Below are 15,087 nucleotides of genomic sequence, written 5' to 3' on the forward strand. Positions count from 1 at the left end.
TTCGGCATTACAATTCGGCGAAGTCAGTTTCCAAAAACCGGACGGCACATTCGAGAGCCTGCCCCTCCAGTTGCAATCTATGGCGAAACCCATATCTGAGCGGTTCGTAAGGACGGTTGAGCATTACTGGCCGATTTTTTTTTGCGTCCTGGCAAGATCAACTGTCTCACCAGAACGGTCTGGACTGTGGTGAGCAATAAGATACACCCGTGGCGTCGCTTTGATGGCGCTTGCTGAAAACTGAAAGAGGCACGGTAAATGAGCTTTGATTATGATCTGTTCGTCATCGGAGGCGGCTCGGGCGGGGTTCGCGCAGCGCGTGTGGCTGCTGGTGAGAATGGTGCCAAGGTGGCGCTGGCCGAAGAGGATCGTTATGGCGGGACCTGTGTCATCCGAGGCTGTGTTCCGAAAAAGCTGATGGTCTTTGCCAGTGAGTTCTCAGGGACAATGCAGGACGCGCAAGCCTATGGTTGGGATGTTAAACCCGGCGGGCTTGATTGGAACACGTTCCACGACAAGCTGGTCGCGGAACTGGATCGGCTTGAAGGTGTTTATCGCAATATCCTGAAAAACAACGGTGTCGAAAGCTTTGATCAGCGTGCCCATGTGGTTGATGCGCATACGGTTGAGCTGGCCGATGGCACGCGTAAGACGGCCAAGCACATCCTGATCGCCACCGGCGGTCGTCCGGTCGTGCCCGAGTTTCCGGGCTCGGATCTAGCCATCACCTCAAACGAAATCTTCCATCTTGAGAAATTACCTCAATCCATCTTGATCGTAGGTGGCGGCTACATCGCCAGCGAGTTCGCAGGGATCATGAACGGGATGGGTGTGAAGACCACTCAGTTCTACCGCGGCGCGCAAATTCTGCGCGGCTTTGATGAGGAAGCACGCGGCCTGATCTGCGAGGAAATGCGCCAGAACGGTATTGATGTACGTCTGGGCACCAATGTGTTGGAGATGACCAAGGAAGGTGACAAAATTCGCGTCAAAGCCACCGACGGCACCGAGGATCAATTTGATGTTGTCATGTACGCCACTGGTCGTGCGCCCAATGCCGACAACCTAGGGCTTGAGGCAGTGGGCGTTGAACGGGGTCGTAAGGGCGAGATCGTTGTGGACGAATACAGCCAGACGGGCGTGCCTTCGATTTTTGCAATTGGGGATGTGACAGATCGGGTGAATTTGACACCGGTTGCGATCCGCGAGGGCATGGCTTTTGTCGAAACAGTGTTCAAAGGCAACCCGACGCCGGTCGATCACGAGCTGATCCCGACCGCGATCTTCACCCAACCGGAGTTCGGTACCGTGGGATTGAGCGAGGAAGACGCTGCCGCGCAAGAACCGGTCGAGGTATATGCAACCTCGTTCAAGCCGATGCAAAAGGCGTTTGCGGGTGGAACGCAGCGGGTGCTGATGAAGCTGATCGTCAGTCAGGCGACCCGCAAAGTGTTGGGTTGCCATATCGTGGCACCGGGCGCGGGCGAGATGATCCAGCTGGCAGGAATCGCCGTTAAAATGGGTGCAACCAAGGAAGATTTCGACCGCACGGTTGCCGTTCACCCGGTTATGGCCGAAGAACTGGTGACAATGCGGCAACCTGTTCGCACTGCTTGATTTGCAAGCGCGCGCACACAAGTTACAAGGGACACCGTGATCACACGGTCCAACACGAAGGAACAGATACATATGGCGGGCAACAGCGGTGGCCCCTGGGGGGGCGGAGGCTCTTCTGGAGGCGGAGGAAATCGGGGTAATAATGGGGACGGACGCAAGCCTCCCGAAGGCGACGGCCCGCAGATCCCCGAGATCGATGAGCTGATGAAAAAAGGCCAAGAGCAGCTGCGCGTTCTGATGGGCGGTCGCGGCGGCGGTGGCCGCGGCGGCGGTCAGGGAACGGGCGGCGGTGGTCCGGTTTTCACCAAAGGCACGGTAGTAATTGGTTTGCTGGTTGCCGCGGGTCTGTGGGGAGCTGCAAGCTTCTACACGGTCAAACCGGAAGAACAGTCGGTTGAGTTGTTCTTGGGTGAATTTTCGGCTGTTGGGAATCCGGGTCTGAACTTTGCGCCTTGGCCGTTTGTGACCGCCGAGGTGATCCCGGTAACCCGTGAACAGAATGAAGACATGGGCGGTGCGCGCGGCAGTGACGATGGTCTGATGCTGACCGGCGACGAAAATGTGGTCGACATCGACTATCAGGTTGTCTGGAACATCAACGATCCGGCTAAATATCTGTTTAACCTGCGCGATCCGCGTCAAACGATTCGGGCCGTTTCTGAATCGGCGATGCGCGAGATCATCGCACAGAGCGAGTTGGCGCCGATTCTGAACAGGGACCGGGGCATTATCGCGGACCGGTTGCAGGAATTGATTCAGTTGACAATGGACAGCTACGATTCTGGTGTGAACATCGTCCGCGTGAACTTTGACAAAGCGGACCCACCGCAAGACGTGATCGCAGCGTTCCGTGATGTTCAGGCTGCGGCGCAAGAACGTGACCGCCTGCAGAACGTTGCGGATGCCTATGCCAACCGCGTTTTGGCCGAGGCGCGTGGTGAAGCCGCACAGGTTCTCGAAGAGGCCGAAGCCTATCGCGCCCAGCAGATCAATGGCGCGCAGGGTGAGGCCAGCCGCTTTAGCGCGGTTCTGGAAGAGTACTCCAAGGCTCCCGACGTGACGCGCAAGCGTCTGTATCTGGAGCGCATGGAGCAGGTTCTGGGCGACGTGGATAAAATCATCCTCGACGAGAACTCGACAGGGTCGGGGCAGGGCGTGGTGCCTTATCTTCCGCTCAATGAGCTGCGCCGCAATCAGACTGAGGAGAGCAACTGATGCGTAAGTCACCTATTATCCTCATTCTGGTCGTGATCCTTGGCGTTATCGGCCTGTCCTCGATTTTCATCGTGGACGAGCGTGAACGTGCGCTGGTTCTGCAATTTGGCCGCGTCGTTGCCGTTAAGGAAGAACCCGGTTTGGCGTTCAAGATTCCGTTGATTCAGGAAGTTGTGCGCTATGACGACCGTATCCTGTCGATCGACGTGCAGCCGCTTGAAGTAACGCCACTGGATGACCGTCGTTTGGTTGTTGATGCGTTTGCACGTTACCGGATTTCCGATCTGAACCGCTTCCGTCAGGCCGTCGGTGTTGGCGGTATTCCGGTCGCAGAAGATCGTCTGGATCGCATCTTGCGCGCCGAAACCCGCGAAGTGCTGGGTTCGGTTTCGTCCCGCGATATCCTGAGTTCCGACCGTGCCGCCTTGATGCTGCGCATCCGCAACAGCGCGATTGCCGAAGCGCAAGCGCTGGGCGTTAACGTCATCGACGTGCGCTTGAAAGCAACTGACCTGCCGCAAGCCAACCTTGAGGCCACCTTTGACCGGATGAAGGCCGAGCGTGAACGCGAGGCGACCGATGAACGCGCCCGTGGTAACGAGGCGGCCCAGCGAGTGCGCGCTCAGGCGGATCGTACTGTGGTTGAACTGGTGTCGGATGCTCGCCGTGAGGCCGAGATCATCCGCGGTGAAGCAGATGCCGAACGTAACGCGATCTTTGCCGAAGCTTACGGCGCGGACCCTGAGTTCTTTGAATTCTACCGCTCTTTGTCAGCCTATGAAAATGCGTTGGGCGGCAGCAACAGTTCGATGGTTCTGAGTCCGGATTCCGAGTTCTTCAATTACCTGAAATCGCCCACCGGGCAGGCTGGTCGGTAATGGGCCTGATCCTTCTGGCCTTCGGGCTGGTACTGATTGTCGAGGGGCTGGCCTATGCGCTGGCCCCTTCGCTTATTGAACGTATGCTTGAGGCGCTTCGGTCACTGCCTGAACAAGCCCGTCGTCTGGCCGGTCTGCTATGTGTTGTCAGCGGTCTGGTGTTGTTGTGGGGTGCATTTCAGCTCGGGTTTTGACACGTTGATTTCAATTGCCGGTGAATTCCCCGCGATCCCGAGTTGCGGGCTTGGGTAAACTGACTACATTGGTTTCCAAGAGGGGTTGCTATGCGGCACCCTTATGACGTTGTTCGACAAGGAGTTCCCAAGTGCAGGCACAAGCGCGCAGTATTTCCGTCCAAAGGGACGACAGTGTTGGTTTCATGCGGCTGATGTGGTTGGCCTTTGCGGGGATGTTGCTTGTTCTGGCCCAATCCGTCGCCGCGCAGGCGCGGAGCGAAAGCCTGGCGCCGCTGGCCGAAAAGATCAGCCCGGCAGTGGTGAACATCACCACATCGACCCTGATCGAAGGGCAAACTGGCCCGCAAGGGATCGTGCCCGAAGGCTCTCCGTTCGAGGATTTCTTTCGCGAGTTTCAGGACCGAGATGGTGAAGAGGGCGACCGCCCACGCCGCAGCAATGCGCTGGGATCGGGATTTGTGATTTCCGAGGACGGTTATATCGTCACCAACAACCACGTCATTGCGGAAGCTGATGAAATCCTTGTGGAATTCTTTCCAGGCGATGGCCAGCCCAAGAAAGAGCTGCCCGCCAAGGTGATTGGCACAGATGAAAAAACAGACATCGCGCTGCTCAAGGTCGAAGCCTCGGGCCCGCTGCAATATGTGCAATTCGGTGACAGCGACATTGCGCGTGTGGGGGATTGGGTGATTGCCATGGGTAACCCGCTGGGACAGGGCTTTTCTGTTTCGGCTGGTATCGTGTCGGCCCGCAACCGGGCGCTGAGCGGCTCTTATGACGACTATATTCAGACGGACGCAGCCATTAACCGGGGGAACTCGGGCGGGCCGCTGTTTAATATGAACGGCGAGGTGATCGGCGTGAACACCGCGATCCTGTCGCCCAATGGCGGCTCCATCGGGATCGGGTTCTCGATGGCGTCCAACGTGGTCGTTAAGGTCGTCGACCAACTGCGCGAATTCGGTGAAACCCGCCGTGGCTGGCTGGGCGTGCGCATTCAGGACGTGACCGAGGACATGGCCGAGGCGATGGGGCTGGACAAACCCGGCGGCGCGCTGATCAGCGATGTACCGGACGGTCCGGCCAAAGATGCGGGCCTGCTTGCGGGTGACGTTATCCTCAGCTTTGACGGGGTCGAGGTCGAAGATACGCGCGGTCTGGTGCGTCAGGTGGGCGAGACTACGGTTGGCAAGTCGGTTCGTGTTGTGGTGCATCGCGACGGGGGCACTCAGACCGTTCTGGTCACGCTGGGCCGACGTGAGGAAGCGGAACGCGCGGATAGCGAGGAAGAGGAAACACCAGATGCCGCGCCTGAGGAAAACGCCGATATTCTGGGCCTGACGATTTCACCCCTGACGGATACGTTGCGCACCGATCTTGATTTGGATGCGGAGGCAGAAGGGCTGGTTGTGACTGCGGTGGACGAAGCGTCAGAAGCTTATTCCAAGGGGCTGCGCGCCGGTGATCTGATTACTGAAGCCGGTCAGCAGAAGGTCAGTTCGATTGAAGATCTCGAAGCCCGTATGGAAGAAGCGCGTGAGGCCGGCCGCAAGTCGTTGCTGTTGCTGGTGCGCCGTGGCGGTGAACCGCGCTTTGTGGCGCTGAGCCTGGGCGAGTAACTGACACCTAAATAAGCCAAAAGGCCGGGGTTATCGCTCCGGCTTTTTGCGTTTTTGGGGGGTGAAAAAAGGTGAGCCACACGCCGGGGAGGCGCATGGCTCTGATACAGGGAGAGGTCAGTGGACAGATATCGGGGATGATTCTCTGACCTCCTACGGTAACAACTAAGAGATTAGTCTTGATGTTGTAAAAGGTCTGTGAAGCAGGTCACAGGGGTCAGATCAGGTCGGATTCTGCCAGTTCTCGCAGGGCCTGGAAATCCTGAATCATCAACCCGCCACGCGAAGCTTCGACCACGTTGTCGCGTTTCCAGGTCGAGATCGTCTTGGACACCGCCTCGCGCGTGGCGCCGACGAATTCGGCAAGTTCGCTTTGCGACAGGGTGATCCGGGTCGATGGGTCATCCTGAAGTCCGGACAGGTGTAACAGCTTGCGGGCCAACCGGATTGGCATCGGCAGGAACACCTGCTCATTCAGCTGCGACCCCATCCACCGCATGCGCAGACCGGCCAATCGGATCAAGTCAACCGCCAGATCGGGGTGCTGGCGAATTTGCTCCATCACATCCCCCTGCCGGACACGCAGAATGCGCGAGGATTCTGCCGCGGCGATGGTGGCTGTGCGAGGGCCGCTGTCGAACAGTGCAATCTCTCCGAACACCTCACCAGGGCGCATAAGGGTCAGCGACAGCTTGCGGCCGCTCATGGCCAGAAAGGACACCTCAAGCGTACCTTCGAGAATGGCGTACAATGCGTCACCCTCGTCACCCTGTTCAAACAGGACGTCACCACGTTCCAGTGCGATTTCAGTCGCCTGGGCGGAAAGCATGGCTTTCAACCCGTCGGATGCCTCGGACAGGAAGCCGCTGTCTGGGAAAGCCGTCATGAGTTCCAGATTCTCCGGCTGTGAGTGTTTTGGTGGTGACACAACTTTCCACAGGTTCGGCGTTAAGCCAAGGTTTTTGTCGGCATCGGCCGACAAACCATCGCAAACGTATGAGGCGAACGCCTTCCCAACCGGTTCATCTACTGGTGGTCGGGGTCATCCATATAGCTTTGCAGCAGATTGAATTGCAGCATCAGAAACACCATCAGCGCTATGGGAAAGCCGAATGTTTCGATCTTGACCCAAAGGTCGGTGGACATCGTCCGCCAGACAAATTCGTTGGCCACCGCCAGAACCGCGAAACAACCGCAGAGTCGCCGGGTCAGGATCATCCAACCCTCGTGGCGCATCGGCAGCATCTCGTCCAGGACATAGGCGAGGTAGGATTTGCCTTGCAGCAGACCGATGCCAAGCATGATTGAAAAGAAGCCGTAGACCAGCGTGGTTTTCATTTTGAAAAACCGCTCGTCATTGAACCAGGCGGTCAGGCCGCCAAAGAAGATGACCATGAATGCGGTGAAAATCTGTATCCGGCTGAGCTTACCGGTCAGGAACCAAAGAACCCCCATCGCGGCCAGCATCAGCGGCACGAAAAGGATGGTGGCAATGATAAAACCGGAATACTCGATGCCGCCGATCAGGAAGCTGTCGTCGCGCAGGCGTAGGTAGATGAAGAAAAAAGCCAGTGGAGGCCCAAGCTCCAGCACTTGTTTCAGAAACGGGTTGATCTCTTTTTTGCCTGACATAGTGGTTTCCTGCTGCTTACCCGCCCATTTCAACTATTACGGCGCCGAGTGCAATCAATGCCATCAGTGCAATCCGCCGTGGCCCCACGGTTTCCTTCAACACCAGCCATCCGATCAGGGCCGCAAAGACGGTTGAGGTTTCACGTAGGACTGCCGCTTCGCCGACCTTGTCGAGCCTTGTGGCCAGCATGATGGCTCCGAAAGACATTGGGGCGATAATGCCGCCTGCAATGCCGCGCAGCATCAAAGGCCCAATGGTAGGCCGATTGATCATCGCGCGCCATCTCAGAAAGGCATAGATCGGCATGGTCGCACCGTCGATCATGAAGAACCAGGCCAGAAAGGTGAACGGATCGGCAGTGGCGCGGATGCCATAGGCGTCATAGGTGGTGTAAAGCGCCACGAACAAACCGGTCGAAACGGCCAATACCAGCGCTATGCCCAGCGTGTCGCGGTTGGTTTCGAGAAACCGAAAGTTATAGGCGGCCAATCCAAAGATACCAGCCAGCAGGACAGCCACGCCGAACCACTGGGTACCGGTGAAGGTTTCTCCGAACAGCAGGTAGGCACCGATGACGGTGAACAGGGGGCCTGTGCCGCGGACAACCGGATAGACGACAGTGTAAGAGCCCTTGGTATAGGCCATCGCCTGCAGAACTTTGTAGGCGACATGGATCAGCCAGACGGTGGCAAAGATTGGCCACATGTAGGGTTCTGGCCACGGTACTACAAAAAAAGCGAACGGGGCGGCCATCAGGCAATAGCTAGCGTCGATCGCACCGCGTGATAGCCATGGATCGTGGCGGCCTTTTTGCAGGGCGCCGAACACTGCGTGCAGAAAGGCGGCCATCAAAGCAAGCCCCAGGGCGAGTTGATGGCCTGCTTCCGTGCCTTCGAGAGAGATCAGCCAGTCGCTCAAGTGTCAGATCATTTCGCTGGGAGGGGGCGGGGATTTTCCATCCCCAGTCGCCCGGAGGGTATTTGAGGCCAGATAAAGCTGCGGTTCAGGACTGATCCAGACCAGTGAGCGCGGCGGCGAATTCTTCGGGGTCGAAAGCAGCGAGGTCATCAATCTGCTCTCCGACGCCGATGGCGTGAATGGGCAGGCCGAACTTGTCAGCCAGTGCGACCAGAACGCCGCCCTTGGCCGTGCCGTCCAGTTTGGTCATCACCAGGCCCGAGACATCGGCTAGATTGCGGAAAGTTTCCACCTGGCTCAGCGCGTTTTGACCGGTGGTGGCGTCCAGCACCAGCAATGTGTTGTGCGGTGCGGTTTCGTCTTTCTTGCGGATAACACGGACGATCTTAGCCAGTTCTTCCATCAGGTCGGCGCGGTTTTGCAGCCGACCGGCGGTGTCGATCATCAGCAGGTCGGCTCCGTCCTCTTGCGCCTTGGTCAGCGCGTCGAAGGCAAGGCTGGCCGGATCGGACCCTTCAGGGGCGGTCAGGACGGGCACGCCCGCGCGTTCGCCCCAGACTTGCAGCTGTTCGACAGCGGCAGCGCGGAAGGTATCTCCTGCAGCGATCACGACCTTTTTGCCGGCAGCTTTGAACTGGCTGGCCAGTTTGCCGATCGTTGTGGTTTTACCTGAGCCGTTCACGCCGACGACTAGCACCACTTGCGGACGTTTGGCATAGATAGGCAGGGGTTTGGCGACTGGCTCCATTACGCGGGCCACTTCCTGCGCCAAAAGCTGTTTGATTTCCTGGGTCGAGAGTTTGCGGCCAAAGCGCCCTTCGGCCATGTTGGCGGTGACACGTAAGGCAGTATCTACGCCCATATCCGAGGCGATCAGCAGCTCTTCGAGCTGTTCCAGCATGTCGTCGTCCAGCGTACGGCGCACGGCGGTTTTGGCCTCGCTGCGACCGAACAGTCGACCCAACACGCCTTTGGAAGGTGTCGCCTCGGGGGGCGGGGGGGCAGGTGTCGGATCAACAGGCGCGGGCTCGGGTACCTCAACCGGTTGCGGCGCTGGCGTAGGTTCGGGCACCTCTGGGACTGGTTGGGGAACTTCCGGTACGGGTTCCGGCTGCGGCTCGGGGTCCGGGATGATCGGGTCGGGTGCGATTGTTTCCTCGCCCCCATCTTCAACAATGGCCTCAAGCCCCTGTTCGAGGCGGGACGAGGATTTGAACAACTTGTCCTTGAGCTTTGAGAAAAACGCCATTTTTGGTCTCCGCAGGTGTTCCCCTCACCTAATGCGGATTTGCGGCAGTTGCAAAGGGTCAGAGGAACGCAATCAGCAGACCCGCCTGAGCACCCCAATAAAGTGGCCAGACCAGATAAGGCGTGATCTTCAGGGCGGGGTGGCCCTTGGGCAGCAGGAACTTCTCGGTTGCCAAGATAAGATCTGAGGCAATGAAGGCCAGAGCTGCAGGCAAGGCCCATCTCAGGGCGTCGGTCTCGGGCAGTGTCAGTACGGCGACGCCCATCCCCAGAATGATCGGAATATAGCCCAGAACAGGACCTTTGAGGTCCCCGGCCCGTGGGGCCAACAGGGTGGCGGCGACAATGCCCAGAATGAAAAGGGACCAGAAATATCCAGGCTGGTCGAAAATCAGGGCAAGATTGCTTGAAGGATGAGTGAGAAACAGGGCGATATATGCAAGGTGACCTGCGGCAAAGGCCCCAATCCCGGCCATGAAAGTGCTGTCAGTTTCGCGCGACAACAGCGCGTCGCCAATGGCGCACAATAAGAGGGCGACCACCAGAAGAAGCGGACCTGCACCCAACAAGGCAGTCACGGCCAGCAGTGCGACGGATGCAGTTTTCAACACGGATCGCAATGTGCTGGCCGGACGCGGCGACAGCGTTAGGTAGGCCAAAGCGCAAGCTGCCGCGAGCCAGAACAGTACAGTTGTCATAGATACCTCTCCGTTTTCAGCAGCTTGTGACGGGTTGTTGATTCACCTCAACCGTGACGTTGAGGCAGGGATCCTGCGGAAATGGTGATTGGCGCCGGACAATTGCTTCTGACACAATGTGGCTATGCTCAGATATATTGTGATTCTTCTTCTGCTGCCCGCGTATTCAGCGACGGCTCAATCAGCCCTGTCGGGTGCGGATTTTGACGACTACACGCGGGGGAAAACCCTGTTCTACGGTTTTCAGGGGCAGGTATATGGCGTTGAGCGGTACTTGCCCAATCGCCGCGTCATCTGGTCGTTTCTGGATGGCGATTGCAAGCATGGCGTCTGGTACGAAAAGGATGCCCAGATCTGTTTCATCTACGAAGACCGTCTGGACCCACAATGCTGGGTGTTCACCCGATCTGGGGGTGGTCTGATCGCGCAATTCGAAGGCGACCCGGAAGAAACCGAGCTTTATGAGGCCGAGGATGTCGACGAAGAGATGATCTGCTATGGGCCGGATGTTGGAGTCTGAGATCGGCTCAGAACAATGAACCCTGATCTGGCGCGTCTTTTTTGGGCGTTTTTTTCGTAGCTGATCGTGGGGCAGCAGTTTGACCGGTGGTCAGCACGCCATCGGCGAACTCTATCTCAAGTGAGCCATGCTTTGCAGCCTGAGCTTTTGTCGTGACAACCTGATCCTCGGCGCGGACCACGGCATAACCCCGTTGCAACGTTGCCTTGTAGCTGAGCGTTTCGCGTAGGCGGTCGGTGGCGTCCAGCTTTTGTCGCATCCGGTCCAGGCGCGTTGTTTGGGCGGCGTTCATACGCTCGGCCAACCGGGTGATGGACTGGCGCTGTATCTCGATTTCACGCTGAATGGGACGCAAGGACAGGCGTGACGACAGACTTCGCACGGCTTCTTGTCGGCTTGAAACAAGATTGCGCAAGGTCGAAGGGCGCAAATGGGCGGAAAGTTTAACCACTTGTAGGCGGCGGTTCTGCACACCGCGCTCAAGCGCCGGGGTCAGGCGATCTGCAATCAAATCAAGCCGTTGGCGCGGGGTATTCAACAGGCTGTCCGGTCGCGGTAGCGCACGCGATAGGTCGCGCAGGCGCTGCGACCGACGTTGGACCGCATCGGTTGCGGCACGCGACAGACGTGCGCCTTGTTCGCCGGTCCAGGCCAGCAGCTCTATCCGTACAGGTACGGCCAGTTCGGCGGCGGCGGTCGGGGTGGGCGCGCGACGGTCTGAGACGTAGTCAATCAGCGTCGTGTCCGTCTCGTGCCCCACGGCCGAGATCAGCGGGATATCTGATCCCGCAGCGGCGCGCGCCACGATTTCCTCATTAAATCCCCACAGATCTTCGATCGATCCGCCGCCTCGGGCGACGATGATCAGGTCGGGGCGCGGTAGAGCCCCGCCGGGTGTTAATTTGTTGAACCCGTTGATCGCATTTGCAACTTCGGGGGCACAGTTCGACCCCTGCACGGCGACTGGCCAGATCAGAACCTTACGCGGGAACCGATCCCGCAGGCGGTGCAGTATGTCCCGGATCACCGCCCCTGAGGGAGAGGTCACAACACCGATGACCTGTGGCAGATAGGGCAGCGGTTTTTTACGCTCGGGGGCAAACAGCCCTTCGGCCTCAAGCTGTTTCTTGCGTTTCTCCAGCAACGCCATCAGCGCGCCTTGTCCGGCAACGGCGACCTCATCGACGTTCAAGTTGTATTTCGACTGCGCGCCAAATGCGGTCAGTCGACCGGTGACCACAACCTCCAACCCTTCTTCGGGGACAACGGACAAGCCCGAGATCTGGCCTTTCCATGTGGTGCAGGCCAGCACATTCCGGTCATCCTTGATGTCGTAATAGAGATGACCCGAGCGCGCCTTGAACACGCGCCCGACCTCGCCGCGCACACGGATTCGACCGAACGTGCCTTCTAGCGTGCGTTTCACCTCGCCCGAGATGTCCGAGACAGTGTATTCAGGGGTGTTTTGGCCGGGAATGGGGTCGTCAAGCAGGTCGGACATTTCAGCGCCTTGTGTCAAATGCCCGGCCAGCTTAGAACGCGCGCAAGGCGAGGCCAAGCAGATCGGAGTGCATTCATGAATATCCTCATTCTCGGCAGTGGTGGGCGGGAACACAGCCTGGCTTGGGCGGTGATGCAGAACCCTAAATGTGACCGTCTGATCGTGGCGCCGGGAAATGCCGGGATCGCGCTGATCGCGGATTGTGCCGCGCTGGATATTGAGAACGGTGGGGACGTCGTTAGTTTTGCTGAGGAAAACGCGATTGACTTCGTGATTGTAGGCCCCGAGGCACCCTTGGCTGCCGGCGTGGCGGATCGCCTGCGCGAAGCAGGCGTGCTGGTTTTTGGGCCTTCTGCGGCGGCAGCCCAGTTGGAGGCGTCGAAAAGTTTTACCAAGGAAATCTGCGATGCGTCGGGCGCACCGACCGCAGCCTATGCGCGGTTTACCGAGGCTGAACCAGCCAAAGCCTATATTCGCGAACAAGGGGCTCCGATTGTCGTCAAGGCTGACGGATTGGCCGCAGGCAAGGGCGTGATCGTGGCGATGGATGACCAAACCGCTCTGGACGCCATCGACGACATGTTCGGCGGTGCTTTTGGCGGGGCAGGGGCCGAGGTTGTCATCGAAGAGTTCATGGATGGAGAAGAGGCGTCACTGTTCGTGCTGTGCGATGGCGAGAACATCCTGTCCGTCGGCACCGCACAAGACCACAAGCGCGTGGGCGAGGGTGATACCGGACTGAATACTGGCGGTATGGGCGCCTATTCACCGGCACCGGTTTTGAGTGCTGAGATCGAAGAACGCGCGATGGAAGAGATTATCAAGCCCACCGTGGCCGAAATGAAGCGTCGTGGTATGCCGTTTCAGGGCGTCCTTTATGCCGGTCTGATGATCAAGGACGGTCAGCCTCGGTTGGTAGAATACAATGTGCGCTTTGGTGATCCCGAGTGTCAGGTTCTTATGATGCGCCTCGGTGCGCAGGCGATGGATCTGATGCATGCCGCTGCCGAGGGCCGGTTGGCCGAGGCGCGGGTAAACTGGGCGGATGATCATGCCCTGACCGTGGTGATGGCGGCGAATGGATATCCGGGTGCGTACGAAAAGGGCAGTGTGATCAATGGTCTGGAGGGCCTTCCCGAGGATAGCGGGAATATGGTGTTCCACGCCGGAACAAAGGCTTCGGAGGGTCAGATCGTGGCCTCTGGCGGTCGCGTACTGAATGTCACTGCCCGTGGAGGCACATTGCAAGAGGCACGGGACCGGGCCTATGCGGCGGTCGACGGGATTGACTGGCCCGATGGGTTTTTCCGCCGCGACATTGGCTGGCGGGCGCTCTGATCCAAAACGCTCCCGCGTCCTGACGCTGCATCAAAGATGCACCGCCAAAGGCCTTGGGCCGGGCAGCCCGCTGGCGCGGGCTGCGGTCGGTTCTATTTTGGACAGGTCAGTGCCCCTTTCATTGCGGATGGGGTAAAGGGCAGCAGTTCCCGTTTTTTCCAGCCATCATCGTAGTTGACGCTGACAATGCTGCTCCAGTCAGCGTTGACCACAATAATTTCACGGTTTCCTTCGCATTTGCGAATGCCACCGGTGATGAAGTCCTCTCCAATCTGGTGATTGGTCAGACCGGGTAGGGTTGCGATCTCGGTCAGTGCGCTGTTCTGAAATCGCCAAATGCGCAGGGTTTTGGCTAGATGCGGGCGGTCGATGTAAGCAATCTCGACTAGCCCGTCACCATCCAGATCTGCAGCGCCAATTGGAGCGAGCCAGCGAAAGCGGGTCCCAATGTGGGGCGTGGCTGCGATCTTTTCTCCGCGTGCATCATAGATTGCGAGTTGTGCACCGGCATGGACGTTGGACTCCACGACGATCACTTCGTTTGATCCATCTAGATTGATATCGACTAGACGGGGACTGAGGTCTTCAAAGACGCGATCAAGCGGCAACTTGATGGTCAGAACCGAGCGTTTGTATACCGGCTGGATGAAGAGCGTTTTAGTTGACGTATTCGAAACTTTGAGTTCAAGCGCGCCATATTCGATGTCGTCGCCCAGTACGCCGTGGGCATAGCGCGTCGTTGGCTCAGTGAAGCGGGCGCTTGTGATGGTGTCTGCAGCTGCTGGTCCCATCTCCGCCAGCCACACACTCAACGCCAGCACCGCGCCGCGTGCCCGATGTTGCCACAGACAGGCGGGCAGACGCGGCGCTTTGGAAAGCATCAGATCTGCTTTTCGGGCATCTGTACCACCAGACCGTCCAACTCATCCGTGACCTTGATCTGGCAGGTCAGGCGCGAACGGGTCGGGTCGGGCTCATAGGCAAAATCCAGCATGTCTTCTTCCATGTCATCCTTGCCTGGGACTTTCTCGACCCAGTCGGGGTGGATGTAGACGTGGCAGGTCGAGCAGGCGCACGCGCCGCCGCAGTCGGCCTCGATGCCGGGGATGTTGTTGTCGCGGGCCCCTTCCATGACTGTCAGCCCGTTGGCGACCTCGACTGTATGTTCGGTACCGCCATGCTCGACATAGGTGATCTTTGCCATTGCGTGCGTCTTCCTTTTTCGGTTTTCGAATTCTTCCTTAGTGAAGGCGTTTAGGTCTTTCCAGTACCATTTGCGACTCAACACGCCGTGTCTGGACTTTCCTGCAGTTTGTTCTATTTTTGTTCTCATGCTTGTTGCCCCTGTTCATCCTGCGGTTTCAAACCGGAACTGGCCGCGCCCGCCGACCTGTTTGCCAGCCAACCGGCTGGACGACCCGCCCGAAGGCGCGCGCGTGGCTGTCGCCGGGCTGGTGATTCTGCGGCAGAGACCGGGGACAGCCAAGGGGGTGATCTTTGTCACGCTTGAGGATGAGACCGGTATCGTGAACGTGGTCGTCTGGCGGAAAATCTACGAACAATTCCGCCGCGCGGTGATTTCCGGGCGCCTGTTGCGGGTCACGGGCCGGATGCAGCGGGCGCATTCGGTGACCCATGTGATCGCGGAAGAGATCGAGGATATCTCATCAATGCTGGATGTATTGGTACGGGGGGAGGGTTAGGC

At 58.4% G+C, this 15,087-nt stretch carries 16 protein-coding genes; 8 read left to right on the top strand and 8 right to left on the bottom strand.

From position 1 onward, the window contains the following. Positions 1-258 precede the first annotated feature (258 nt). From gor to ACR0B0_RS02630, 5 genes are all read left to right on the top strand, one after another. A complete protein-coding gene (gor, locus tag ACR0B0_RS02610) occupies positions 259-1,617 on the top strand; it encodes a glutathione-disulfide reductase (protein ID WP_480646292.1) in 1,359 nt (452 codons plus the stop codon). A 72-nt stretch (positions 1,618-1,689) separates the two neighbouring features. Then, positions 1,690-2,832 carry an FtsH protease activity modulator HflK gene (gene hflK / locus ACR0B0_RS02615; protein WP_170374761.1) on the top strand — a complete coding sequence of 381 codons (1,143 nt, stop codon included), beginning with the start codon at positions 1,690-1,692 and terminating at the stop codon, positions 2,830-2,832. Next, a complete protein-coding gene (gene hflC / locus ACR0B0_RS02620) occupies positions 2,832-3,710 on the top strand; it encodes a protease modulator HflC (RefSeq protein WP_170348295.1) in 879 nt (292 codons plus the stop codon). The genes hflK and hflC overlap by 1 nt, the downstream gene beginning before the upstream one ends. Beyond that, on the top strand, positions 3,710-3,904 hold the full coding sequence (locus ACR0B0_RS02625) for a DUF2065 domain-containing protein (RefSeq protein ID WP_170348296.1): 195 nt from the start codon (positions 3,710-3,712) through the stop codon (positions 3,902-3,904). The genes hflC and ACR0B0_RS02625 overlap by 1 nt, the downstream gene beginning before the upstream one ends. Before the next feature lie 185 nt (positions 3,905-4,089). Continuing rightward, positions 4,090-5,526, top strand: a complete 1,437-nt coding sequence (locus ACR0B0_RS02630) for a DegQ family serine endoprotease (protein WP_217354016.1) — start codon at positions 4,090-4,092, stop codon at positions 5,524-5,526. Positions 5,527-5,743: 217 nt separating this feature from the next. Here the strand turns inward: ACR0B0_RS02630 and ACR0B0_RS02635 are convergent, their stop codons facing one another. The 5 genes from ACR0B0_RS02635 to ACR0B0_RS02655 all read right to left on the bottom strand — a co-directional run bounded on the left by ACR0B0_RS02635 (position 5,744) and on the right by ACR0B0_RS02655 (position 10,023). Further along, positions 5,744-6,412 (bottom strand): Crp/Fnr family transcriptional regulator, encoded by a 669-nt coding sequence (locus ACR0B0_RS02635; RefSeq protein ID WP_170348298.1) that lies wholly within the window; start codon positions 6,410-6,412, stop codon positions 5,744-5,746. Positions 6,413-6,552: 140 nt separating this feature from the next. Next, complete coding sequence (locus tag ACR0B0_RS02640) at positions 6,553-7,158, bottom strand: inner membrane-spanning protein YciB (RefSeq protein WP_170357834.1); 606 nt, start codon at positions 7,156-7,158, stop codon at positions 6,553-6,555. A 16-nt stretch (positions 7,159-7,174) separates the two neighbouring features. Further along, the gene (locus ACR0B0_RS02645; RefSeq protein ID WP_480646295.1) at positions 7,175-8,077 is read right to left on the bottom strand and encodes an EamA family transporter; all 903 of its coding nucleotides are present in this window, start codon (positions 8,075-8,077) and stop codon (positions 7,175-7,177) included. Between the two features lie 85 nt (positions 8,078-8,162). Beyond that, positions 8,163-9,326 (bottom strand): signal recognition particle-docking protein FtsY, encoded by a 1,164-nt coding sequence (gene ftsY / locus ACR0B0_RS02650; protein WP_480646297.1) that lies wholly within the window; start codon positions 9,324-9,326, stop codon positions 8,163-8,165. A 58-nt stretch (positions 9,327-9,384) separates the two neighbouring features. Continuing rightward, entirely contained in the window at positions 9,385-10,023 is a 639-nt protein-coding gene (locus ACR0B0_RS02655; protein ID WP_480646299.1) for a lysoplasmalogenase, read from the bottom strand. A gap of 124 nt (positions 10,024-10,147) precedes the next feature. On the opposite strand from ACR0B0_RS02655, the gene ACR0B0_RS02660 reads away from it, so the two are divergent. Beyond that, positions 10,148-10,543 carry a hypothetical protein gene (locus ACR0B0_RS02660; protein ID WP_480646301.1) on the top strand — a complete coding sequence of 132 codons (396 nt, stop codon included), beginning with the start codon at positions 10,148-10,150 and terminating at the stop codon, positions 10,541-10,543. A 7-nt stretch (positions 10,544-10,550) separates the two neighbouring features. On the opposite strand, the gene xseA is transcribed toward ACR0B0_RS02660, so the two are convergent. Beyond that, positions 10,551-12,044: an exodeoxyribonuclease VII large subunit gene (xseA, locus tag ACR0B0_RS02665; protein WP_170348304.1), complete on the bottom strand. Its 1,494-nt coding sequence runs from the start codon at positions 12,042-12,044 to the stop codon at positions 10,551-10,553. 75 nt (positions 12,045-12,119) lie between these two features. On the opposite strand from xseA, the gene purD reads away from it, so the two are divergent. Then, on the top strand, positions 12,120-13,382 hold the full coding sequence (purD, locus tag ACR0B0_RS02670; RefSeq protein ID WP_170409356.1) for a phosphoribosylamine--glycine ligase: 1,263 nt from the start codon (positions 12,120-12,122) through the stop codon (positions 13,380-13,382). A 92-nt stretch (positions 13,383-13,474) separates the two neighbouring features. Here purD and ACR0B0_RS02675 read toward each other — a convergent pair whose 3' ends face one another. Continuing rightward, positions 13,475-14,263 (bottom strand): FG-GAP repeat domain-containing protein, encoded by a 789-nt coding sequence (locus ACR0B0_RS02675; RefSeq protein ID WP_480646304.1) that lies wholly within the window; start codon positions 14,261-14,263, stop codon positions 13,475-13,477. Then, positions 14,263-14,586: a 2Fe-2S iron-sulfur cluster-binding protein gene (locus ACR0B0_RS02680; protein ID WP_170348307.1), complete on the bottom strand. Its 324-nt coding sequence runs from the start codon at positions 14,584-14,586 to the stop codon at positions 14,263-14,265. The genes ACR0B0_RS02675 and ACR0B0_RS02680 overlap by 1 nt, the downstream gene beginning before the upstream one ends. A 127-nt stretch (positions 14,587-14,713) precedes the next feature. Between ACR0B0_RS02680 and ACR0B0_RS02685 the strand changes: the two genes are divergently transcribed. Then, entirely contained in the window at positions 14,714-15,085 is a 372-nt protein-coding gene (locus ACR0B0_RS02685; RefSeq protein ID WP_170348308.1) for an OB-fold nucleic acid binding domain-containing protein, read from the top strand. The last annotated feature ends 2 nt before the right edge of the window (positions 15,086-15,087 follow it).

It is taken from the genome of Ruegeria sp. BA12 (assembly GCF_056539625.1).

Coding starts and splice junctions, on each gene's coding strand:
- ftsY (WP_480646297.1), bottom strand. CDS start 9,326: ATGGCGTTTTTCTCAAAGCTCAAGGACAAGTTGTTCAAATCCTCGTCC.
- xseA (WP_170348304.1), bottom strand. CDS start 12,044: ATGTCCGACCTGCTTGACGACCCCATTCCCGGCCAAAACACCCCTGAA.
- ACR0B0_RS02685 (WP_170348308.1), top strand. CDS start 14,714: ATGCTTGTTGCCCCTGTTCATCCTGCGGTTTCAAACCGGAACTGGCCG.
- ACR0B0_RS02640 (WP_170357834.1), bottom strand. CDS start 7,158: ATGTCAGGCAAAAAAGAGATCAACCCGTTTCTGAAACAAGTGCTGGAG.
- ACR0B0_RS02625 (WP_170348296.1), top strand. CDS start 3,710: ATGGGCCTGATCCTTCTGGCCTTCGGGCTGGTACTGATTGTCGAGGGG.
- purD (WP_170409356.1), top strand. CDS start 12,120: ATGAATATCCTCATTCTCGGCAGTGGTGGGCGGGAACACAGCCTGGCT.
- ACR0B0_RS02655 (WP_480646299.1), bottom strand. CDS start 10,023: ATGACAACTGTACTGTTCTGGCTCGCGGCAGCTTGCGCTTTGGCCTAC.
- ACR0B0_RS02630 (WP_217354016.1), top strand. CDS start 4,090: ATGCGGCTGATGTGGTTGGCCTTTGCGGGGATGTTGCTTGTTCTGGCC.
- hflC (WP_170348295.1), top strand. CDS start 2,832: ATGCGTAAGTCACCTATTATCCTCATTCTGGTCGTGATCCTTGGCGTT.
- ACR0B0_RS02680 (WP_170348307.1), bottom strand. CDS start 14,586: ATGGCAAAGATCACCTATGTCGAGCATGGCGGTACCGAACATACAGTC.
- gor (WP_480646292.1), top strand. CDS start 259: ATGAGCTTTGATTATGATCTGTTCGTCATCGGAGGCGGCTCGGGCGGG.
- ACR0B0_RS02675 (WP_480646304.1), bottom strand. CDS start 14,263: ATGCTTTCCAAAGCGCCGCGTCTGCCCGCCTGTCTGTGGCAACATCGG.
- hflK (WP_170374761.1), top strand. CDS start 1,690: ATGGCGGGCAACAGCGGTGGCCCCTGGGGGGGCGGAGGCTCTTCTGGA.
- ACR0B0_RS02635 (WP_170348298.1), bottom strand. CDS start 6,412: ATGACGGCTTTCCCAGACAGCGGCTTCCTGTCCGAGGCATCCGACGGG.
- ACR0B0_RS02660 (WP_480646301.1), top strand. CDS start 10,148: ATGCTCAGATATATTGTGATTCTTCTTCTGCTGCCCGCGTATTCAGCG.